At 71.8% G+C, this 21,132-nt stretch carries 22 protein-coding genes and 1 tRNA gene; 4 read left to right on the top strand and 19 right to left on the bottom strand.

The annotated features are described in order from the left end of the window. Positions 1–106: 106 nt before the first annotated feature. From ABD292_RS21270 to ABD292_RS21260, 3 genes are read right to left on the bottom strand one after another with little or no spacing between them, the layout of a single operon-like run. On the bottom strand, positions 107–535 hold the full coding sequence (locus tag ABD292_RS21270) for a DUF4267 domain-containing protein (protein ID WP_344209793.1): 429 nt from the start codon (positions 533–535) through the stop codon (positions 107–109). A gap of 27 nt (positions 536–562) precedes the next feature. Next, positions 563–1,051, bottom strand: coding sequence for a cupin domain-containing protein (locus tag ABD292_RS21265; protein ID WP_344209791.1), 489 nt, complete (start codon positions 1,049–1,051; stop codon positions 563–565). Beyond that, on the bottom strand, positions 1,042–1,638 hold the full coding sequence (locus ABD292_RS21260; RefSeq protein WP_344209789.1) for a TetR/AcrR family transcriptional regulator: 597 nt from the start codon (positions 1,636–1,638) through the stop codon (positions 1,042–1,044). The genes ABD292_RS21265 and ABD292_RS21260 overlap by 10 nt, the downstream gene beginning before the upstream one ends. A gap of 534 nt (positions 1,639–2,172) precedes the next feature. Here ABD292_RS21260 and ABD292_RS21255 point away from each other — a divergent pair. Next, the gene (locus ABD292_RS21255) at positions 2,173–2,847 is read left to right on the top strand and encodes a hypothetical protein (protein WP_344209788.1); all 675 of its coding nucleotides are present in this window, start codon (positions 2,173–2,175) and stop codon (positions 2,845–2,847) included. A gap of 37 nt (positions 2,848–2,884) precedes the next feature. Here the strand turns inward: ABD292_RS21255 and ABD292_RS21250 are convergent, their stop codons facing one another. Then, positions 2,885–3,424, bottom strand: coding sequence for a DUF4262 domain-containing protein (locus ABD292_RS21250; protein WP_344209786.1), 540 nt, complete (start codon positions 3,422–3,424; stop codon positions 2,885–2,887). A gap of 62 nt (positions 3,425–3,486) precedes the next feature. After that, positions 3,487–3,558 (bottom strand) — tRNA-Arg (locus ABD292_RS21245). Positions 3,559–3,673: 115 nt separating this feature from the next. Between ABD292_RS21245 and ABD292_RS21240 the strand changes: the two genes are divergently transcribed. Together ABD292_RS21240 and ABD292_RS21235 are read left to right on the top strand one after the other, a co-directional pair. Beyond that, a complete protein-coding gene (locus tag ABD292_RS21240) occupies positions 3,674–4,054 on the top strand; it encodes a response regulator transcription factor (RefSeq protein WP_344209784.1) in 381 nt (126 codons plus the stop codon). A gap of 73 nt (positions 4,055–4,127) precedes the next feature. Further along, positions 4,128–4,793, top strand: coding sequence for an AIM24 family protein (locus tag ABD292_RS21235; protein ID WP_344209782.1), 666 nt, complete (start codon positions 4,128–4,130; stop codon positions 4,791–4,793). A 29-nt stretch (positions 4,794–4,822) separates the two neighbouring features. Here ABD292_RS21235 and ABD292_RS21230 read toward each other — a convergent pair whose 3' ends face one another. From ABD292_RS21230 to ABD292_RS21185, 10 genes are all read right to left on the bottom strand, one after another. Further along, complete coding sequence (locus ABD292_RS21230) at positions 4,823–5,866, bottom strand: cellulose binding domain-containing protein (RefSeq protein ID WP_344209780.1); 1,044 nt, start codon at positions 5,864–5,866, stop codon at positions 4,823–4,825. A 118-nt stretch (positions 5,867–5,984) separates the two neighbouring features. Beyond that, positions 5,985–6,803: a universal stress protein gene (locus tag ABD292_RS21225; RefSeq protein ID WP_344209778.1), complete on the bottom strand. Its 819-nt coding sequence runs from the start codon at positions 6,801–6,803 to the stop codon at positions 5,985–5,987. 11 nt (positions 6,804–6,814) lie between these two features. Next, complete coding sequence (locus ABD292_RS21220; RefSeq protein WP_344209776.1) at positions 6,815–7,168, bottom strand: hypothetical protein; 354 nt, start codon at positions 7,166–7,168, stop codon at positions 6,815–6,817. A gap of 79 nt (positions 7,169–7,247) precedes the next feature. Next, on the bottom strand, positions 7,248–8,102 hold the full coding sequence (locus ABD292_RS21215) for an SDR family oxidoreductase (protein ID WP_344209774.1): 855 nt from the start codon (positions 8,100–8,102) through the stop codon (positions 7,248–7,250). Positions 8,103–8,142: 40 nt separating this feature from the next. Beyond that, positions 8,143–8,685 carry an HdeD family acid-resistance protein gene (locus ABD292_RS21210; protein ID WP_344209772.1) on the bottom strand — a complete coding sequence of 181 codons (543 nt, stop codon included), beginning with the start codon at positions 8,683–8,685 and terminating at the stop codon, positions 8,143–8,145. A 101-nt stretch (positions 8,686–8,786) separates the two neighbouring features. Then, entirely contained in the window at positions 8,787–10,010 is a 1,224-nt protein-coding gene (locus ABD292_RS21205; protein ID WP_344209770.1) for an acyl-CoA dehydrogenase family protein, read from the bottom strand. Between the two features lie 8 nt (positions 10,011–10,018). After that, the gene (locus ABD292_RS21200) at positions 10,019–10,993 is read right to left on the bottom strand and encodes an ABC transporter ATP-binding protein (RefSeq protein WP_344209768.1); all 975 of its coding nucleotides are present in this window, start codon (positions 10,991–10,993) and stop codon (positions 10,019–10,021) included. Further along, positions 10,983–12,875, bottom strand: a complete 1,893-nt coding sequence (locus ABD292_RS21195) for a dipeptide/oligopeptide/nickel ABC transporter permease/ATP-binding protein (RefSeq protein ID WP_344209766.1) — start codon at positions 12,873–12,875, stop codon at positions 10,983–10,985. The genes ABD292_RS21200 and ABD292_RS21195 overlap by 11 nt, the downstream gene beginning before the upstream one ends. Then, complete coding sequence (locus tag ABD292_RS21190) at positions 12,868–13,806, bottom strand: ABC transporter permease (RefSeq protein WP_344209764.1); 939 nt, start codon at positions 13,804–13,806, stop codon at positions 12,868–12,870. The genes ABD292_RS21195 and ABD292_RS21190 overlap by 8 nt, the downstream gene beginning before the upstream one ends. Then, positions 13,803–15,455, bottom strand: coding sequence for an ABC transporter substrate-binding protein (locus tag ABD292_RS21185; RefSeq protein ID WP_344209762.1), 1,653 nt, complete (start codon positions 15,453–15,455; stop codon positions 13,803–13,805). The genes ABD292_RS21190 and ABD292_RS21185 overlap by 4 nt, the downstream gene beginning before the upstream one ends. 89 nt (positions 15,456–15,544) lie before the next feature. Here ABD292_RS21185 and ABD292_RS21180 point away from each other — a divergent pair, with 89 nt between their 5' ends. Next, a complete protein-coding gene (locus tag ABD292_RS21180; RefSeq protein WP_344209760.1) occupies positions 15,545–16,270 on the top strand; it encodes a TetR family transcriptional regulator in 726 nt (241 codons plus the stop codon). 50 nt (positions 16,271–16,320) lie between these two features. Here the strand turns inward: ABD292_RS21180 and ABD292_RS21175 are convergent, their stop codons facing one another. From ABD292_RS21175 to ABD292_RS21160, 4 genes are read right to left on the bottom strand one after another with little or no spacing between them, the layout of a single operon-like run. After that, positions 16,321–18,234, bottom strand: coding sequence for a DUF6807 family protein (locus tag ABD292_RS21175; protein WP_344209758.1), 1,914 nt, complete (start codon positions 18,232–18,234; stop codon positions 16,321–16,323). Further along, on the bottom strand, positions 18,234–19,286 hold the full coding sequence (locus ABD292_RS21170; protein ID WP_344209756.1) for a mandelate racemase/muconate lactonizing enzyme family protein: 1,053 nt from the start codon (positions 19,284–19,286) through the stop codon (positions 18,234–18,236). Before ABD292_RS21170 ends, ABD292_RS21175 begins: the two co-directional genes overlap by 1 nt. Then, on the bottom strand, positions 19,283–20,155 hold the full coding sequence (locus tag ABD292_RS21165) for a 5-dehydro-4-deoxyglucarate dehydratase (RefSeq protein ID WP_344209754.1): 873 nt from the start codon (positions 20,153–20,155) through the stop codon (positions 19,283–19,285). Before ABD292_RS21165 ends, ABD292_RS21170 begins: the two co-directional genes overlap by 4 nt. Then, on the bottom strand, positions 20,152–21,045 hold the full coding sequence (locus tag ABD292_RS21160; RefSeq protein ID WP_344209752.1) for an NAD-dependent epimerase/dehydratase family protein: 894 nt from the start codon (positions 21,043–21,045) through the stop codon (positions 20,152–20,154). The genes ABD292_RS21165 and ABD292_RS21160 overlap by 4 nt, the downstream gene beginning before the upstream one ends. Positions 21,046–21,132: the final 87 nt, after the last annotated feature.

Genomic DNA, 21,132 nt, shown 5'->3' with positions numbered 1-21,132 from the left:
GGGTTCATGTCTCCCGAGCAGGCCCGGGTCGACGAGATCGGCCCGGAGCGCGACGTGTTCTGGCTCGGCTGGTGCTCGCGTACGCCGCCACAGGGGACCCGTGGCGCTATGCGAGACGTGGGGTGGGCTGGGGCTGGGGGCGGGGACCGGTGAGCAGCAGGGCGCCGGCGGCCAGGACCGCCAGGGCGGTGGCGCCGTGGACGCCGAAGGCGGTGGCGGGCGCTCCGCCGGAGGACAGCACGATGAACATGTCGCAGATCGGGGTGAGCGCCGTGGCCAGCATGACCCAGCCCAGGACACGGCGGTTCCCCGTCAGGGCGACCGCGATGATCACCAGGACGGACGCCACATCCCGGATCCCCTTGATGGAAAGGAATCCCGCGCCCTCACCCTGCGGCCAGGTGGGCAGGCCGAAATCGGGCGCCATGGACTGGGGAGCCAGCAGATACATCACCCCGACGTAGGCGATGAAGAGGGCGCCGATCACCGAGAGGGCGGTGCCGATCGTGGCGCGGGACGGCAGCTTCGTGGACATGAAGAGTCCCCTGCAGGGGGGTGAGGGTCAGGACGCCTGGCGGTCGCGGGTCCAGGTGGGGCTGTCGAGGAAGTGGTTGTCGTAGAGGTCCTGGGACGCGAGCAGTTCGTCGAGCGTGGCCTCGCCCCGGCGGAGGCGGTCGAGGAGGCGGAAGTACTCGAAGCGCTGGATGCCGGGGGCGACGACGATGAGGAGGTCGGCGGTGTGGCCGGGGGCGGCGGCGAACGCGTGGGGCGTCAGCGGGGGCACGGCCGCCACGTCGCCCTGTTCCAGGGTCACGATCTGCTCGCCCGACAGGATGCGGGCCTTGCCGCCCAGGATGTAAAAGAGCTCGGTGGAGGTGGCGTGGTGGTGGGGCACGGCGCCGTCCGCGCCTTCGGTGAGCGTCATCCGGATGGTGCTCAGCGCGCCGCCGGTGTCGCTGGAGTCGAGCAGCAGCCGCCCGGTCGCCGTGGGCGAGACGATGGCCTCGGCGTCGACTTCGCGGACGATGGCGGTTTCCACGATCAGAGACATGTCAGGTTCCCTTCGAGCGCGGAGGACACGAGCCGTTCTACGTAGGCCCGGTCGACCGGCGCTCCTGTGATCAGTACTCGGTAGTAGAGGGCGCCGGCCAGCTGGTCGAACAGCACCTCGGCGTCGAGGTCGGCGCGCAGCTCGCCGCGCACGCGTGCCCGCTCGATCAGGGCGATCCCGAGGGCGTTGCGCTCGGCGTACTGCCGGCGGGCCAGCTTGCCGATGTCCTCGTGCCTGGCTGCGGCCGCCACGAGCTCGCCGGCGGTCCCCGCGGACGGGCCTTCGCGGCCGCCTGCCGCGCGCATGCGGTTGAGCGCGGCGGCGATTTCTTCCAGATTGTCGACGAGGTCGGCTCGGATGTCGCCGGTCTCGGTGATCTCATGGTCGGCCTGCAGCCGTGCCACCACCGCGACGGCCAGATGGTCCTTGGTCGGCCAGCGGCGGTACAGCGTGGTCTTGGCCACTCCTGCCTGCTCGGCCACCTCGTCGATGGACAGGCCGGTGTAGCCGCGTTCGAGCAGCAGGGCGGCGGCGATCCGCAGCACTTTCTCGTCGACTTGCGTGTCGCGTGGTCGTCCCCGAGGCACTGTGCCGCCCCCTCCTTTTTCGAAACTCAGGTAGCGAAAAAGAAGTTACTCCTCGTGCCGGGATTGCGCAACTCCAGTTTCGTAAATGGTCCGGGCGCTTCCTCCAGGACCGGATTTGAGTCAGCATGATCCAGTCGTTGTGGTGGGGGAGGGTGGATGGTCGTGTTCGCGTGTGCGGGGTGCGGGGGCGTGCTGACGGCGCCGGTGTCACGGGTCGCGCTCCCCGCCCACACCGAACAGCAACTCGGCCATGAGTTACTGCCTGCGCTCCTGGAGCCTGGGACGTACGCGGTGAACCCGGAACCTTCCGGACCGCCTTGGCGACGGTGGGACGAGGTGGGTGCGGACGAAGCGGCGGCCCGCGGAGTGTACGCACCGGTGAACTCCCTGTCGTACGGGCCGCCAGGAAGGGTGGGAGTCGCGCCGGGCGATGTTCGCGGAACCGTGCTGATCCCAGAGCGGTGCGACGGTTACTGCTTGGGGCTGGACGGCCGGGACGGCCCGAATCTGGCCTGTGAGGGATGCGGGCAGGCGGTGGGGACCCGAATCGACGACTGCACGTTCTGGCAGGTGGTGTGGCTCGACCCACGCGCCGTGCGCCAGGTCGGTGTCGAGGGCCCCGCTCGTCGGGTGGTCGGCTGGGAGGCGCTACGGGAGGAACATCCGGGTACGCCACCGGTCGAGCAGCCCGGATGGTGGAGCCCTGTGTGGACGGCGGCCGTCGCGGTGGCGCTGGCCCGCCTGCTGGCGGTGTCGGGCGGCAAGCGAGTGGCCGTCCCCGACGGGCCGGTCGCCGAGACGTTCCGCAAGGCGATCGACATCCTGCTCCCGCCGGGACCGCCGACACGCGAGGTGGCCTTGGCCGGACCTGGCCTGCCCGCCGCGATCACGGATATAGCACTGGTGCCGCAGCATCCCCAGACGGGTGAGGTGTGGCCGGTCGATGCGCGGGCGGTGGTGCCGCTGGCCGCCGACGTGTGGATGTACATGGCCTTCCACGACGATCGGCGGCTCGCCCCGGCGGCGAGTGGGATGCCGGACGGTGTCCGCCGCGATGATCCGCCGCCGCTGTTGCCATGGAGGCCGTTCCGGCCCGATTGGGAGATGTTCCTCAGGACATTGGCGCGCCTGCCGGAGGTCCGTCAGCCGTGGTTACGCGCCGTCTATGACCAGGTGGGGGACCGCCGATACCGGCACCCGTTCTTCTGAACGACTTCGGGCACGCCACAGGCGCAGGTACCGGCCTTCACAGGTTTTGTGTCCAGATGCCGGGAGAGTGTTCGTCGGGCCTCAACCACAGGTGCGGCTGGTAGTCGCGGTAGCGGTCGTCCCCATCTGGGTGCCAGGGGAAAGTGCCGTCCCGGCCGGGCCAGACGACCTGGAGAAACGGGAAGGGCGGCCGTCGGTAGAACCCGATGGCCGTGCCGAAGAAGGCCCGGTACCAGTGATAGTCGACGGCTTTGAGAGCGACGGGGTATCGGTCGATGATGTCGGGCCATTCCTGTTCGGCCTCCAGCGCCAGGCCCGCGACCGCCTTCTCGCCGAGGGCGTTGAGGCAGGTCTGCATGTCGTAGATGTCCAGGCCGAACATGGCCAACTCGGGCGAACGGTAGTTGTGCCACAGCCCGATGGTGAAGGCCCAGCCCGGCCCGTGCTCACCAGGGGGGATCATCACGACTTGCCAGCCGTGCTCCTGAACCTTCTCGATCGTGGCCTGAGTGCGACGGTCCAGGTCGCCTTGGGCGTCGCAGAGGACGCAGTGGCATGCGTTCAGATCGACAGGCACAGGCGTGAGCGTATCGACAAAAAAGGACCTGCGTTTCCGCAGGTCCTTGGAGAGATCGTGAGTGCCCCCTGCAGGATTCGAACCTGCGCACCCGGCTCCGGAGGCCGGTGCTCTATCCCCTGAGCTAAGGGGGCTCAACAAGGGAAAAGGCTACCAGCATCCGGGGACTGGTCTGCACCAGATAACGCTCGTCGAACACATCCCGCGAAACCCCGCGCGGGCACCGCCTCAGGAGTTAGCTTGGCGGCCGTGGCCGAGGTTCTTGGGAAAGTACTGGTCGTTGATGATGACGAGGTCATCCGGCAGCTCATCGCGGTCAACCTCAACCTTGAGGGGTTCGAGGTGGAGACCGCCACCGACGGGCAGGACTGCCTGGATCGGGTACGGGACGTCAAACCGGATGTCATCACGCTCGACGTCATGATGCCGCGCCTGGACGGCTGGTCCACGGCCGAGAAGTTGCGGGGCGAGCCGGACACCAGCCACATCAGGGTGGTGCTGGTCACGGCGCGGGCGCAGGACGACGACCGGCGGCGCGGGCTGGGGATCGGGGTGGACGCCTACCTCACGAAGCCGTTCGACCCGGCGGAGCTGATCGAGGTCGTGCGGGAGCTGGCCGCCAGGAGCTGATCCGCCGTGCGCGCATGCCCGGATTGTTCCGTACGCTGGCGGCAACAGTCCGGAGTGGCGGGGGGTTCGAGGCGTGCGGAGCTCGGTGTTCGGCAATCTGGAGGGGCAGGGGCTGCCCGGCGGGTTCGTCCTGCAGAACGGGAAGATGCTGCGGGTCGAGCTGCCCTCCGAGGTGCTGGCCAAGCAGGGGTCCATGGTGGCCTTCCAGGGGCAGATGGACTTCGACTACGAGGGCGGCGGGCTCGGGAAGCTGCTGAAGAAGGCGGTGACGGGCGAAGGGGCCGCGCTGATGCGGGTGCGCGGCCAGGGGCTGCTGTATCTCGCGGACAACGCCGACGACATCCACCTGTTCTACCTGGAGAACGAGGGGCTCACGGTCAACGGGCGGAACCTGCTGGCCTTCCAGCCGTCGCTCGCCTGGGACATCAAGCGGGTCCAGGGCGCCGGGATGGCGGCCGGCGGGCTGTTCAACACGACCGTCACGGGCACCGGGTGGGTGGCGGTGACCACGCACGGCGAGCCGGTGCTGCTCGACGCGGCGCGCATGCCGACGTACGCGGACGCGCAGTCGGCCGTGTGCTGGAGCACGCAGCTTGAGGTGGGCGTGAACCGTACGGTCAAGATGGGGGCGCTCATCGGGCGGGGGAGCGGGGAGGCCATGCAGCTCGCGTTCAGAGGGCAGGGGTTCGTGCTGGTGCAGGCCAGTGAGGGCCCGCCGGTGGTGAAGGCCACGTCCTGAGCGACCTGCCGGGCCACCGGCGGGGACGGTCAGGAGCAGGTGGGGCTGGGGGCGGTGTTGGTGCCGCTGGAGGAGCCCAGGAAGCCGAACGTGGTGGACGCGCCGGGTGCGAGCGAGCCGTTCCAGCTCTCGTTGCGCACGGTGACGTTCGCGCCGCTCGCGCTCAGCGTGCCGCCCCAGATCTGGGTGACCTGCTGGCCGTTCGCGAACGTCCAGCGGACGGTCCAGCCGGTCATCGGCGTCGTGCCGGTGTTCTTGACGGTGACCTCGCCCTGGAAGCCGCCCTGCCACTGGCCGGCGTTCCGGTAGGTGGCGGTGCAGCCGCCGCTCGTGGTGGGGGTCACGGTCGGGGTGATGGTCGGGGTCGGGGTGACGCCGGACAGGGCGTTCACCAGCGCCGGATACCACTTGTCCGACATCTTCTGGTCGCCGGCCGCGTTCGGGTGCACCCCGTCGTAGGTGTCGGTGGCCGTGTTGAAGCCGGTCCACTGGTCGACCACGGTGACGGGAGACTGCGCGGTCGAGGTGGACGCGGCCCAGGCGGGGATGGCGTTGTTGAAGTTCAGCGCGCGCTGGCCGCACTCGGCGCAACTTGACGGGTTCATCGGAATGATCTTGGCGACCAGGATCTTCATGGCGGGGTTGCTGGCCCGCATCTGGTTCACCAGCGTGGTGAACGCGCCGAGGATCGTCGCCGGCGGAATGTTGCTCCACACGTCGTTGGTGCCGAAGTGCATCATGACGATGTCGGGCCTGGTGGCGGAGAGCCAGCCCGGCAACAGGTTCTGGTTGGCCACGTTCGTGGCCAGGTAGCCGCCGTGGCCCTCGTTGTCGCCGTCGTGGGCGACCCCGCAGCCCTGGGGCGGCAGCGTGCCGACGAAGTCGATGTCGGTGTAGCCGGTGCTCTGTAACTTGTTCCAGAGCAGTGCTCGCCAGCAGCCCGGCGACCCCGTGATCGAGTCTCCCAGGGGCATGATCCTGATGGCGGCCGCGCTGGCCGGCGTGGCGGTCAGGTACATCACCACCGCGGCCAGGGCCAGGAACGCCGCCAGCGCACCGCTGGTCTTCCGCATCGTCCGCTCTCCCGTCGTCGTCTGGCGCCGATCGTAAGAGCGCGTCCGTACGACGGAAAGCGGCTAACCGGTCAAGGAGCCGCGACCTGCGGCGTTGCCGCAGAGAAGCATGTAACTTTCAGCGGACGACGGCGAGCGGGCACGGAGCGTGATGGAGCAGGGCCTGGCTGACCGAGCCGAGGATCAGCCCGGCGAAGGAGGAGCGCCCGCGTGAGCCGACCACGAGCAGGTCCGCCCCCGCCGCCGCCTCCTTGAGCACCTCGACCGGATGGCCGTGGACGACCTCCGTCACGACCGTGACGCCCGGATGCCGCTCGTGCCGCTCCGCCACCAGCGTCCGCAGCTCGCGCAGCACGTCCTGCTCGCTGTCGGGGTCGGCCGGGCCGAACCCGGTGACCTGCGGCCAGGCCCAGCCGTGCACCGCCCGCAGCGGCACGCCGCGCCGGCCCGCCTCGGCCAGGGCGAAGTCCAGCGCCCGCAACCCATGAGGGGAGCCGTCGACGCCGGCCACGATCTCACCGCGTGTCCCTGTCGCGGGCCGGGCCGGCACCAGCACCACGTCCGTACGGGCGTGCGCGGCCACCCCGTGCGCCACGGACCCGACCAGCAGCCCTCGAATGCCGCCGATCCCCCGACTGCCCACGACCAGCAGCTCGGCGTCCGCGGCGGCCTCGACGAGCGCGGCGCGCGGATCGCCGGGCAGCAGCTCGGTGTGCAGCTCGACGTACGGGTTCTCCCTCCGCACCCGGTCCTCGGCCGCCGCGAGCACGGTCGCGCCGCCCTCGCGCAGCCACCGGCCGACCTCGGCGTAGCGGCCGCTGTCGTTCTCGGCCACCCAGCGGGCGACGGCGTGGGCCACGGTCAGCGGTGTACGGCGCAGCGCCGCCTCGGCCCCGGCCCACGCGGCGGCCTCCAGCCCGGTCCGCGAACCGTCCACCCCGACGAGGATCATGACAAGGCGTAGCACTCGACCTCGGCCCGCCGGTACGGCAGGCCCTGCCGGACGGAGTCCCGTACGCACTGGCGCTCGGCCTTGCTGAGCCTGAGCTTGCCGCACACCGTGATGCCGGAGTAGGTCCGGCAGTCGAGCGATTTGTCCGTCCGGCCGACGCGGTACAGCTCTTCGACCTCGGCGCGGCAGCGCGCCCGCGCCTTCGCCGTGTCGGCGTAGCGGCACTGGGAGACCAGGGTCCGATACTGCTCTCGGCTGACTTCCTGCTGCGTGGTGCCGTCACCCACGGCGGCGGGACCACCCATCACGGTCACCACCACGAGCCCTGCTACAGCGGCGATCTTCTTCATGTTCCCCCTGATGGGGACCGTACCGCCGTGGGCGATCGGCAAACCTCGCGGGCCCCCGGCTGAGCCCGCGAGGACGGGCTCAGCCCGGCAGCGTCTCGCCGCCGATCGGGGCGAGAACCTCGCCGGTGTAGTACGACGACATGCGGTTGGCGGCGAAGAAGACGTACGAGGGGGCGATCTCGTCCGGGTCGGCGGCCCGCCCCATGGGCACCTGTTCGCCGAACTTCTCCACCTTGCCCTCCGGCATCGTCGCCGGGATCAGCGGCGTCCAGACGGGGCCCGGCGCGACGGCGTTGACCCTGATGCCGCGTTCCGTCAGGTTCTGGGCCATGGAGTAGGTGAACGCGTTGATCGCGCCCTTGGTGGCGGCGTAGTCGATGAGCGTCTTGTTGCCGCGCAGCCCGTTGATCGAGGACGTGTTGATGATCGCGCTGCCCTCGCGCAGGTGGGGGAGCGCGGCCTTGGTGACGCGGAAGTAGCTGTGGATGTTGACCGCGAACGTGTGCTCCCACTGCTCGTCGGACAGCTCCTCCAGGCCGTCCACCGGCGCCTGGTAGGCCACGTTGTTGACCAGGACGTCCAGCCCGCCCAGCTCGGACACCGCCTGCGCGACGACCGAGCCGCAGTGCGCCGCGTCCGCGAGGTCGCCCGGCAGCAGCACGCAGCGGCGGCCGGCCTCCTCGACCAGCTTGCGGGTGTGGGCGGCGTCCTCGTGTTCGCTCAGGTACGCGATCGCGACGTCGGCGCCCTCCTTCGCGAAGGCGACCGCGACGGCCCTGCCGATGCCGGAGTCGCCTCCGGTGATCAGCGCCTTCTTGCCTTCCAGCAGGTTCCGGCCGACGTAGTCGCGCATCTCGTCGCGTGGCTCCGGGGACATCTCGCCCGTACGGCCGGGGTACTGCTGGTTCTGCTGTGGTGGTGTGGTTTCCGGCATGCTGAGCGGTCTGCCCGTGGGGCGGACCGCCTAACGCGCCTCAGGCCGCGGCGTGCGTCCGCAGCCGCCGCATCCGGAAGGCCAGGACGATCAGCGCGATCCCGGCCAGGATGGCGTAGACGCCGATGAGCAGCGCGATGGTGAGCGCCCCGGTCGCCGGCCACGTCAGCACCAGCACGCCGAACAGCACCGACAGCGCGCCGGCGAGGACGTGCAGCCACTCGCCCCGGATCTCGTGGCGCATCCTGATCGCGGCGATGATCTCCGCGATGCCGGTCACGATGGCCCAGATCCCGATGAGCAGCGTGACGACCAGCACCGTCACGCCGGGCCAGATCAGGCACAGGATGCCGAAGATCACCCCGGCGACGGCCAGCAGGATCAGCGGGCCGCGCCGCCCCTTGGTGGCGCGGGTGGCGGCAACGGCGGCGAGGACGCCGTCCACGAACGCGTACGCGCCGAACACGACGGCGAGCACCAGCAGGGTGATCCCCGGCCAGGCGACGGCCAGGATGCCGAAGATCAGGGCGAGCACCCCGCGCAGCGCCAGGGCCCACCAGTGGCCCAGGAAATCGTCGATCATAGTGCGATTACTGCCCGGAACCGCCCACTGTCACACGGTAACGACGACCTTGCTCATGAAGACGAATCCGGCGGCCCCGGAGGGCCGCCGGCAGGGCGGGGTCAGATGGGCAGGCCGCCGGTGGCGGAGCTGGTGGAGCCGGTGGCCTGGTAGGCGGCGATGGTGCGCTCGGCGATGCGCATCTGGTGGATCTCGTCCGCGCCGTCGGCGAAGCGGGCCCAGCGGGCGTGCTGGAACATGTCCGCCAGCGGCGTGTCCGTCGAGTAGCCCAGCGCGCCGTGGACCTGGATGGCGCGGTCCACGATCCGGTTGAGGCTGCCCGCCACGAAGTGCTTGGCCATCGAGACCTCCGTACGGAAGTCCTCGCCCTTGTCGATCTTGGATGCGGCGTGCAGGACCATCAGCTTGCACTGGTAGAGCTCCATCGCCGAGTCGGCGATCAGCCACTGGACGCCCTGCTTCTCGGCGAGCAGTGAGCCGTGGCTGTAGCGGTTGAGCGCCCGGTCCACCATCATGTCCAGGGCCGTCTCCGCCTGGGAGATCCAGCGCATGCAGTGGGCGAGGCGGGCCGGCCCGAGCCGGTACTGCCCCAGGCGGTGGCCGTTGCCCCGGCCGCCGAGTACGGCGCTGTCCGGCAGGCGGAGGTCCTCGATGACGATCTCGCTGTGCCCGGTGGAGCCGTGCATGGTCTCGACCTCGCGGACGTCCTTCCAGCCGGGGTTGGGCAGGTCCACGAGGAAGGCGGTGGTGGCGCCCCGGGTGCCCTCGGGGACGTCCTGCTCGGTGCGGGCGACGAGGATGGCGAAGCTCGCCCGGCGGGCGTTAGAGATGAACCATTTGTGGCCGTTGATCACCCATTCGTCGCCGTCCCGCACGGCGGTCGTCCGGATGAGGGTCGGGTCGGAGCCGGCGACCTCGGGCTCGGTCATCGCGAAGCAGGACATCTGGGTGCCCTCCAGCAGCGGGCGGAGATACTTCTCCTTCTGCTCGTCGGTCGCCCAGTGCAGCAGGGTGTGCATGTTGCCCTCGTCGGGGGCCTGGCAGTTGAGCACCCACGGGCCGATGCGGGTCTTGGCCGCCTCCGACTGCACCATGGCCAGCTCGACGTGTCCCAATCCCATGCCGCCCCACTCCTTGGGCATGTGCGGCAGCCACAGGCCCTCGGCCTTCGCCTGGGAGCGGAGCCGGAAGATGGCGCGCAGGTAGGCGTCCCGGTCGCCTTCCTGGACCTCCTCCATGGCGGGGATGACGGTGCCCTGGATGAACGAGCGGACCCGCTTGCGGATCTCCTCGTGCTCGGGGGCGAGGGTGAAGTCGATGGCCATGTCGCCTCTCAGTGGTTCGGTGCGGGGTTGTGGCAGGCCAGCCAGTGGTCTTCGCCGATCTGCCGGATCTGGGGCTCCTCCAGCGAGCAGCGGTCCGTGGCGCGCGGGCAGCGCGTACGGAAGCGGCAGCCGGAGGGCGGGTCGACGGGGGAGGGCGGCTCTCCGGTGATGAGGGTCTCCGCCGGCCGATCGCTGCTCGGGATGGAGGCGATCAAGGCCCGGGTGTACGGGTGCGCGGGCCGCGAGATGAGGTCCTCGCCCGACGCCAGCTCGCACACCTTGCCCAGGTACATCACCATGACGCGGTCGCTCACGTTCTTCACCACGGCCAGGTCGTGGGCGATGAACACGAGCGTCAGCCGGTAGCGCGCCTTGAGGTCCTCCAGCAGGTTGAGTATCTGCGCCTGCACCGACACGTCCAGCGCCGACACCGGCTCGTCGCAGATCACCACCTCGGGCTCCAGGATCAGGGCGCGGGCGATGGAGATGCGCTGGCACTGCCCGCCCGAGAACTCGTGCGGCCGGCGCTCCGCCGCCGTCCCCGGGTCGAGGCCGACCGCCTCCAGCACCTCGTCCACCCGGTCGCCGGGCAGCCGCCACACGTGGGGGCCCTCGCCGACGATGTCGCGGACGCGGCGGCGCGGGTTGAGCGAGGAGATCGGGTCCTGGAAGATCATCTGGAGCCGCCGGCGGGTCCGGCGCAGGGCCTCGCCACGCAGGGCGGTCAGCTCCTGGCCGTCCAGCAGCACCGAGCCCGAGCGCGGCGGCGGCAACTGCACCAGGGCGCGGGCCGCGCTCGACTTGCCGCACCCGGACTCGCCGACGATGCCGAGCGTCTCGCCCCTCCGCAGGTCGAAGCTGACCCCGGCGACGGCGCTCACCGTACGGCCGGCGCGGCCCGCGGGGAACTCCACGACCAGATCCTCCACCCGCAGCAGCACCTCGTCACGGGGGCGCAGGTGCGCGTTTCCGCTACCGGCCATCGGCGTGCGTCCCTTCCAGAGAGGTCCCGGTCATGGGGAGCGGGTGCCAGCACGCGTACGCGCGCCCCTCCGCCTCCGTCAGCGGCGGCTGCTCGGCCGCGCAGCGGTCCCCGGCGTACGCGCACCGCGCGCGGAACGCGCACCCGGCCGGCAGGTCGGCGAGGTCGGGCGGCCGGCCGGAGATGACCCGGAGCCGGTGGTGCGCCGGGTCGGTGAGCCGGGGCGCGGCCTGGAGCAGGGCCTCCGTGTACGGCATGCGCGGCCGGCCGAACACCTCGGCCGCTGGCCCCCGCTCGACCACCCGCCCCGCGTACATGACGACGACCTCGTCCGCCCAGCGCGCGACCACCGACAGGTCGTGACTGACCAGCACCACGGCCATGTCGCGCTCCTCGCGCAGCCGGTGCAGCAGCCGCAGCACCTGGTCCTGGATGGTGACGTCGAGCGCGGTCGTCGGCTCGTCGGCGAACAGCACGTCGGGCCCGCACGACAGCGCCATGGCGATCGTCACCCGCTGCCGCATCCCGCCGGAGAGCTGGTGCGGGTAGCGGCGCAGCGTGCGGGCGGGATCGGGGATGCCGACCGAGGCCAGCAGCCGTACGGCCTCCTCGCGCGCCTGCCGCCGGCCCATGCGCAGGTGCACCCGCAGCGGCTCGGTCACCTGGGCGCCGATGGTCCGCACCGGGTTGAGCGCGGTCATCGGGTCCTGGAAGACGGTCCCGAGACGCGGCCCGAGCACCGAGCGCATCTCGGCGGGCGAGCGGGCGGTCAGGTCGTCGCCGGACAGGTAGACGGTGCCGCCGCGCACCGCCGTGCCGGGCAGCAGGCCGAGGATCGACCGGATGAGCATGGACTTGCCCGACCCGGACTCGCCGACGACGGCGAGCGTCCGGCCGCGTTCCAGCGTGAAGGAGACGCCGTCCACGGCCTTGACCAGGCCGCGCGGGGTGACGAAGTGCGTCCGCACGTCCTCGGCCTGGAGGAGGCAGTCCCGCACCGGGTGCGGCGCGGCGGGCGCGGGGACGGCGGCGACCGCCTGCCGCACCGGCTCCAGGCCAATCTCCCGCACGTCGGTCAGTGCCCGCAGCCGGTCGCCGACCAGGTTGAACGACAGCACGGTCAGGAACATCACGACCGACGGCGCGAGGACCACGTTGGGGGCGTCCTCCATGATGGTGCGGCCCTCGTTGATGAGGCCGCCCCAGGTCGGCGTGGGCGCCTGGACCGACAGGCCGAGGAAGGCCAGGCTGCCCTCGGCGACGATGACCACGGCCATGCCGATGAACGCGTAGGAGGAGGCCGGCACGGCGACGTTAGGCACGACCTCGCGCCACAGGATGCGCCGGTCGCGGGCGCCGAGCACCCGGGCGGCCAGCACGAACTCCCGCCCGGCGTAGGTGAGCGTGGACCCGCGGACGAGCCGCACCCACGACGGCACGCCGAGCACGCCCAGCACGATGATCACGTTGCGCAGGCTCGCGCCCGCGAACGCCACCACGGCAAGGGCGAAGACGAGCGCGGGGAACGCCTGCGCCACGTCGTTCAGCGCCATGATGACCGCGTCGGCGGCCTTCCTGCGGTAGCCGGCGAGCAGCCCGAGCGGCGCGCCGATGGCGAGCCCGAGCAGCACCGCGCCGAGGCCGACGCCGAGCGAGACGCGGGCCCCGTACACCACCCGGCTCAGCACGTCGCGGCCGAGCCCGTCGGTCCCGAAGGGGTGCGCGGGCGAGGGCCCGGAGCGGGGCGGGCCGGCCAGCGTCTCGTCGTAGCGGGCCAGCGGCAGCACGTCCGCCAGCAGCGCGGCCAGCAGCACCAGCAGGATCCATCCGGTCGCCAGCCAGAAGCCCAGCCCGAGGCGGGTGCTCAGCCGGCCCCTACGCACGACGGATCCTGGGGTCCACGGCGGCGTACACGAGGTCCACCGCGACGTTGATGGCCACGTAGCCGACCGAGATCAGCACGACGCCTCCCTGAACGGCCAGGTAGTCCCGGGAGAAGATGGAGTCGACGATGAGCCGCCCGACGCCGGGCAGCCCGAAGAGGGTCTCGATGATGACCGCGCCGCCGATGAGCGCGCCCAGGTTGAGCCCGACGGCGGTGATGAGCGTGATGGCGGACGGGCGCAGCGCATGCCGCCACAGGATGCGGCGCGGCGACAGCCCGCGGGCGCGGGCGAGCGTGATGTAGTCCTCCTGGAGGGTGGCGATCAGGTCCGTACGCAGCAGCCGCGCGTACACCGCGAGCTGCCCGCAGCCCAGCGTGACCGCCGGCAGGATCACCGACGTCAGGTTCCACCCCAGGTCGAGCGAGATCGGCGTCCACCCGGTCGCCGGCACGACCTGCCAGGTCACCGCGAAGACCAGGATGAGCAGCACGCCGAGCACGAACACGGGCGTGGACAGCAGCGCGAAACTGAGGGCGGTGAGCGCCTGGTCGAGGGCCCGGCCGGCGCGGCGGGCGGCGGCCACGCCGATCGGGATCGCCAGGCCGAGCGCGATGACCTGCGCCGCGACCAGCAGCTCCAGCGTGACGGGAAGGCGTTCGGCCAGCTCGGCGGCGACCGGCATCCTGGTGATGTAGGAGGTGCCGAAGTCGCCGGTCGCGATCCCGCCCAGCCAGTCGAGATAGCGCACCAGCAGCGGCTGGTCCAGGCCCAGCTCCTGGCGCACCTGCGCGCGGGCCTCCTCCGTCGCCGACAGGCCCAGGATCTGCGTGACCGGATCGCCGGGCAGCAGGTTGAGCAGCGCGTACGACAGGAAGGTGACCGCGAGCAGCACGATCAGGAGCCGGACCAGCCGGTGGACGACGATCACCGCTGGGTGACCCAGATCTGCGTGAACGGGTGGTAGGGGATGGGCGAGCCGGTCAGCGGCAGCCCCTTCTCGCCGTCCGGCAGCGTGTGCTCGCCGATGCCCTGCACGCGCGACCGGGCGATGATCGCGCCGGTGTTGAGATGGTCGACGAACACGTACGGGACCAGCTCGCGCAGGCGCTCCTGCACGGTCGCGTACGCCTGCTTGCGGGTGGCCTCGTCCGGGCTGATCCGGCCGACGTCGAGGGCCTTGCTGAGCTTGTCGTCCTTGAGCCTGGTCATGTTGAGCGAGATCGCGCCGACCGGCTTGGCGTACGCCTGGTGCATCCAGATGTACTCGCCGTCGGGGTCCTGGGCGGAGAACTGCGTCCACACGGTCGCCTGGTAGCCGCCGGTGATCGCGCGGTTGATCAGGTCGGCCTGGTCGGCCTGCTTGATCGACACCTCGATGCCGGCCTTGCGCCACATGTCCTGGGCCAGCTCGACGCCCTGCATGGTGTTCGGGTCGGGGGTGGAGATCAGCTCGAAGCGGATCGGGCCCTTCTCCGCCTCGACCTCCTTGACCAGGGCCGTGGCCTTGGCGAGGTCGTAGTCGGGGTAGCCGCCGGCGGCGTACCAGGGGGAGTCCTTCGACCACGGGCCGTCGGCCGGCTCGGTCAGCCCGCCGCGCAGGGTCGAGATCACCGTCTTGCGGTCGGTGGCGTGGGCGAGCGCCTTGCGCACGCGTACGTCGTCGAGCGGCGCGACGGCGGTGTTGAGCAGGAAGAAGTACTCGGCGACCGCCATGCCCTCGGCCCGGTGCACGCTGTAGGCGTCCTTCATGGCGCCGAACTTGGTCAGGTCCTCGTCGCGGGAGGTGCCGATGACGTCGATGCCGCCGGCCTCCAGGGTCTGCGCGCGGGTCTGGCTGTCGGGCAGGATGCGGAACTCGATCTCGTCCAGGTACGGGAGCCCGTTCCGCCAGTAGTGCGGGTTCTTGACGACGACCATGCGGTTGTCCGGCACGTACTCCTTGAACAGGAACGGCCCGGTGCCGACCGGTTTGAGGCTGGCCGTCTTGGGGTCGGCGAGCGAGGCGGGCGGGACGATCATGCCGGTCTGGGTGGTCAGGTAGTAGGGGAAGGCCACCCACGGCTGCGACAGCTTGACCTTGACCGTCATCGGGTCGGCCAGCTCGAACGACTTGATGGGCACGAACACCGCCGCGGTCAGCGGCGACGCCTTCTGCGCCTCCAGGTTGGCCTTGACGATGTCACCGGTCAGCCGGATGCCGTCGGTGAAGGCGATGCCGGACCTGACCTTGATGGTCCACTCGTCGTACGTGTCGTTGGGGGTGACCGACTCCGCCAGGTACGGCTTCCAGCTCCCGTCGGCGGCCACCGCCACCAGCGGCTCGATGATCGTGGTGACCATGCTGTAGCTCTGCGCCGCGAACTGGTCGGTCACCGGGTTGAACCCGTTGGCGTCGGCGCTCAGCCCGTACACCAGCCGGCCGCCCTGCGCCGGCCCCGACGACGCCGCCGACTGGGCCGCCGAGGGGGCCGCCGAGGGGGCCCCGCCCTGCGGGCCGGCGACCGGGCGTTGGCCGCTGCAGGCCAGCAGCACGGCCGTGGCCAGTAACAGCGTGGCCGGCGTTCTCCAGCGTTTCATTCACGCCTCCTCCCGGATCGTCCCCCGAGAGCAATTTCACCGATAGTACTATCGGTGAAAAATCGCACAAGACCCTAGAGGACCGCGTGATGACGACACCGCCGCTCAGCAGGAGCGAGGCGAAGGACCAGACCCGGCGGCGGCTGATCCGGGCCGCGCTCGCGATCCTCGACCAGGAGGGCGAGGCGGGACTGAGCACCGTCAAGGTCGCCAAGGCGGCCGGGATCGCCCAGTCCAGCTTCTACGTGCATTTCAAGGACATGCAGGAGCTGCTGCGGGTGCTGGCCGAGGAGGGCGGCGAACGGCTGCGCGGCGCGATGCGCGAGGCCCGGCGCAAGGCCCGCGAGGAGCCCGGCGACCTCGACCGGCACCGCGAGACCTTCCGCATCCCGCTGGAGGCGAGCTGCCGGCATCCCGAGCTGCTGCGCATCCAGCTACGGGCGCGGCACGACCCGTCGTCGTCGCTGCGGGACTTCGCGGTGCGGACGGCGGCGGCCTACCGCGACCATCACGCCGCCGACCTGGCCGCGCTCGGCTACACCGCCGACGACGAGCGGGACCGGCGGCGGCTGGAGATGATCGCCGAGGGCATCAACGCCGCCACCAACGCCCTCGCCATCGGCCATCTGGAGGGCCGCTACCCCGACCTGGACGAGTGCGCCGACATCCTGACGGCCCTGTCACGCGGCGCCCTCCGCCTCCTCCGCCACGAGTCCACCACCCCCCGCCACCCTGATCGGCCGGAGCCCGCCAACGGGCCGGAGCCCGCCGACCCCCACCGCCTCGCGCCCGCCGACCCCGAAGCCGGCGGGTAGGGGGCGAAGGGCGGTGAGCGCCGGGGTCGACGGACGGCGAGGGGCGTGGGTCAGACCTGGGCGGCGAGGGCTGCGGCCTGGTCGGCGGTCAGGCGGCCGTCGGCGACGATCGTGACGACCCTACGGCTCAGCCGTTCCTCGACGACCAGCGGCCGGTCCCAGGCCAGCGCCTGTCCCACCCCCGGATACTCCGTGTTGCGCACGAACCAGGCGTCCCCGTCGTCCTGGACGAACACCAGCGTCCAGTCCCGCCCGTCCGGGTCGGTGCCGGACAGCGCCACCCACCTGTCCCGGCTCCCGTGCACGGCCTCCTCGCCGCCCGGGAGCGTCGCCCGGTCCGTGGACGTGCCGGGCGCGCGCCAGAAGAAGCCGCCGTACCCCGCCCCCGCGCGCCCCTTGGTGGCCGAGCTGTTGACCTCGACGGGCGCCCCGGTGAGGTTCGTCAGCGTGAACGCGAAGTCCAGCGCCCACGCGCCGTCCCCCAGCGGCCGGGCGGCGACGACGCGCTCCTCGCGCGCCACGACCCGCCCGTCCGGGCCCGCCCACTCCAGCTCCTCCGTGAAGCCGTCGTCGGCGAGCCGGGTGAAGGCCCGGTGCCGCTGCGTGCCGTGGTCGTCGAGCCAGGTCGGCCCCTGGTCCTTGACGTACGTCCGCCCGCCCCAGAAGTTCACCCCGCCGAGGTCCGAGATCGCCACGCCCGCGCCCAGGTGGTGCACGTGGTCCTCGGGCCGCACCTCGGTGACCTCGACGCCGCCGAGCGTGCGCACCCGGTGCAGGTAGGGCCGGGGCGAGTCGGTGACGGGCAGGTCGGGCCGGATCTCGTACGCGGCCACCTCCGCGCCATCGACCAGCAGGTTCACCCGCGACCACGGCGCGTCCAGCTCGGAGTAGAGCGCCAGCTCGTCCGCGCTGCGGGCGGTCAGCTCGGCGATGCCGGGCAGCAGCCTGCGGACGACCTCGCCCGCCGCGTCCCGCTCGGCCACCTGGTGCCGCTCGGGGATCGGCAGCGGCTCGGGGGCCCGCCGCACGGCGTCCAGGACCTGGGTGAACGCCTCGGTGCGGGCCAGCGGCACCAGCAGCTCGGCGCCCGTCCTGACGTGGTCGATCAGGTTCTCCAGCAGGCCGGCGCGCTCGTGGACGGTGGTGGTGACCGAGCCGTCGGCGTGCTCGACCCGGAGCTGGTCCTGGGTGTAGACGAGCGTGGCGCGGCCCCGGTCGCCGTGCACGACGAGGTACGGCTCGTGCCGCTCGGCCGCGCACAGCGACACCGCGATCGTGATCGTCAGCCCGTCGTCGAGCCGGATCCGTACACAGGAGGTGTCGTCCGACTCGATCGGGTTGGCGTGGTAGAGCTCGGTCTCGATGCCGGCCACGCCGCTGTCGGTGAGCGCCAGCGCGGTGGCGACGGCGTGCGCGAACGGGTTGGTGAGCGCGCCGTCCACGACGTCCACGCCGTTCAGCCGGCGCTTGCCGGCCCAGGCCGAGCGGGTGAAGTAGGCCGCCGGCCGCTCCCACGCGCCCGCGCCGCCGATGCCGCGCACGGTGCCGAGCGCGCCGCTCGCGATCAGCTCGCGCAGCGCGGGGACGGCCGCCGAGCCGAGCGACTGGAAGCCGACCTGGAGCGCCCGCCCGGTCTCCTCGACCGCCGCCGCGATCCGCCGGTGCTCCTCCGGGCTCGGTGCCGGGGGCTTCTCCAGCAGCACGTGGGAGCCGGCGCGGAGCGCGGTCACCGCGAGGTCGGCGTGCGTGTGGATCGGCGTGCAGATGATGGTGAACTCCGCGCCGGTCTTCTCGATCAGCTCGCCCAGGTCGGGCGACTGCAGCGGCGTGCCGAAGTCGACCTCGACCGGCCGCACGTCGCAGATCCCGACCAGCTCGACCAGCCCCTGGGCGGCCAGGGCGCGCAGGTTGCCCAGGTGGTGCCGGCCGTGCCCGTTGGCCCCGGCGAGAACGACCTTCTCCATCACGTCCACCTCAGTCCGAGTCCGGCGTGCCCGCCGGCGCGCAGCATTCCACCGGACACCTCCACCGGGTACGGCTCCCGCAGCAGCCCGAGCGCCGCGAAGGAGGCGTCCTCCACGTCCTCGGCCATGGCCGGCAGCGGCAGGGCCAGCGCGAGCTGCCCGGACAGCTCGCTCAGCAGGTGCGGGTAGACCGGCACGTCGTACGTCCTCGCCAGCTCGGCGATCCGCAGGAACGGCGTGATGCCGCCGACCCTGACCACGTTCGGCTGCACGACGTCGCAGGCCCCGGCGGCGAGCAGGTCGCGGAAGCCGTAGGTGGTGTAGACGTTCTCGCCGACGGCGATCGGCACGTCGATGGAGCGGCGCAGCTCCACGTGCGCGGCCACGTCGTCGGCGGGCAGCGGCTCCTCGATCCAGTGCAGGCCGAACTCCCGCAGCGCGGCGATGGCCCGCCGGGCGCGGTGCAGGTCCCAGCGCTGGTTGGCGTCGATCATCAGCAGCCGGTCGGGGCCGATGACCTCGCGGACGGCGGCGACCCTGGCGACGTCCTCGGCCAGGTCGGGCCGGCCCACCTTGATCTTGACGCCCCGGAGCCCGGCGGCCGTCCAGCGGCGGGCCTGCTCGACCAGCTCCTCCAGCGAGTAGTGCAGGTTGACGCCGCTGCCGTAGACCGGCACCTCGTCGCGCCGCCGGCCGAGCACGTCGGGCAGGGCGGCCTCGCCGCAGCGCAGGTCCCACAGGGCGAGGTCGATCCCGGCCAGCGCGATCGTGGTGATCCCGCCGGGTCCGGCCTCCCTCGTGTGCCGCCAGAGCCGGTCCCACACCACCTCCGGGTGCGGGGGCAGGCCGATCAGCGCCTCGCGCAGGTCGTGGTCGAGCAGCGCCCGTACGGCGTGCGCGCCGATCTGCGGCGTCCACGCGAACCCGGTGCCGGTGCGGCCGTCCTTGAGCGTGACGTGGGTGACGATCACGTGGTTGGCCGGCACGTCGGCGCCCCACGGGCGGGGGAGCGGGGCGGTGCGCAGCTCGGTGCGCAGGTCGGCGACCGTCATGACGCCGCCAGCTCCAGGCCGCTCTTGATCAGCGCCTCCAGCTCCGCCAGGTGCTCCTCGGTGACGTCCACGAGCGGCGGGCGGACCGGGCCCGCGTCCAGGCCGCGCAGCCGTACGCCGGCCTTGACCAGGGCGACCGCGTAGCCGGGGACCTTGCCGCGCAGCCGGACGAGGGGGGCGTAGAACTCGGTGAGCAGCCGCTCGTCGCCGTTCAGGTACGCCTTCGCGATCTCCGGCGCGAACGCGAACACCGCGCTGGAGTAGAGCTCCACGCCGATGCCCCGGTAGGCGGGCATGGTCAGCTCGGCGGTCGGCAGCCCGTTGAAGAACAGGAAGTCCGGGTACGTCTCGCGCACCGCGAGCACGGTCCGCTGCATGCGGTCGATGTCGCCGAGCCCGTCCTTGAGCCCGATCACGCCGGGGACGCCGGCCAGCTCGACCACGGCCTCCGGCTCCAGCACCACCGAGCCGCGCTGGTAGACGATCACCGGCAGCTCGGCCGCGACCGCCTCGACGTACGCGCGGAAGCCGTGCCCCGGCCCCTGCGCCAGGTAGGGGGGCATGAGCAGCAGCCCGTCGGCCCCGGCCGCCCGCGCGGCCCGCGCCTGGCTGAGCGCCGCGCCGAGCGGCCCGCCCGCGCCCGCGAACAGCGGCACCCGCCCGCGCACCACGTCGGCCGCCACCCGGATCACGCGCTCGTGCTCGGCCTCGGAGAGCGCGGAGAACTCGCCGGTGCCGCAGGCGGCGAACACGCCGCCCGGCCCGTGCTCCAGGCCCTGCCTGATGTGCTCGGCCAGCACCTCCTCGGCGAGCCCGCCCTCGGCGTCGAAGGGGGTGACGGGGAAGAACAGCACACCGCTGAGATTCATTCTGAGTCTTCCTTGAGCTCGGTTCGCCAGCTCCGCTTGGCCTGCCAGCCGAGCAGACGCTCTGCCTTGGTGGTCGAGAAAGCGGGGGAGGAGCCGGTGAGCCCCGCCGCGTACGGTTCGGTGCCCGGCACCACCTGGGGAAGCAGCTCGGCCAGCGGCTCCCTGGCGAGGGCGTCGGCGGCGCCGACGAAGAACACCTCGCCGTTCGGCAGCTCGGGCAGCGCCTCGATGAGCACGCCGGTGAACTCGGCGGCGTCGCGGGCGTCCACGTAGTTGAACAGCGACACCCCGCCCAGCTCGGGCCGGTCCAGCCGCTCGGTGAGCGTGTGGCCCGACTGCGTGGGGGCGCCGGCCCACTCCTCGGGGGCGATGACGAAGCACGGCCTGATGGCGGCGAAGTGCGTGGTGCCGGCCTCGGCGAACGTCTTCATGGTCTGCTCGGCGGCCACCTTGGACAGGTTGTACGCGTTCCAGGGCCGCACCGGGTGCTCCTCGTCGATCGGCAGGTACGCCGGCGCCCATCCGCGCGGCGCCCCGTAGCCGATCACCGTGGGGCTGCTGGCGATCACCACGTTCCGCACGCCGAGCGTCACCGCGGCCTCGCACACGTTGAACGCGAGCTGCGTGTTGACCTTGAAGATCACCGACTCGGGGCGGCTGAACGGCGTGGCGATGGCCGCGAGGTGGATCACCGACTGGGGGCGGAAACGCGCGACGACCTCGAACGCCTCTCCCGTGTCAGTGAGGTCGGCCGGTAAGACGGCCGCGGCCTCCGCCGGTGTCCCGGGGGCGCTGTCGACGCCGATGACCTCGTGCCCGGCCGCCGCCAGCGTGGCGACCACACTGCGGCCGAGGCGTCCTGCGCTTCCGGTGACGAGGACTCTGCTCACCGTGAGGGGCTCCTTCAAGACTGCAAACAGTTGCACTAAACCTTTGTGTCCCCAGGGCCGGGGCGTCAAGAGGGGATTTCGTGGCGC

It is taken from the genome of Nonomuraea bangladeshensis, from assembly GCF_039529455.1.
Taxonomy (GTDB): Bacteria; Actinomycetota; Actinomycetes; order Streptosporangiales; family Streptosporangiaceae; genus Nonomuraea; species Nonomuraea bangladeshensis.
Note: the sequence above shows the minus strand (reverse complement) of the source record. Positions and strands in the feature narration are given on the sequence as shown.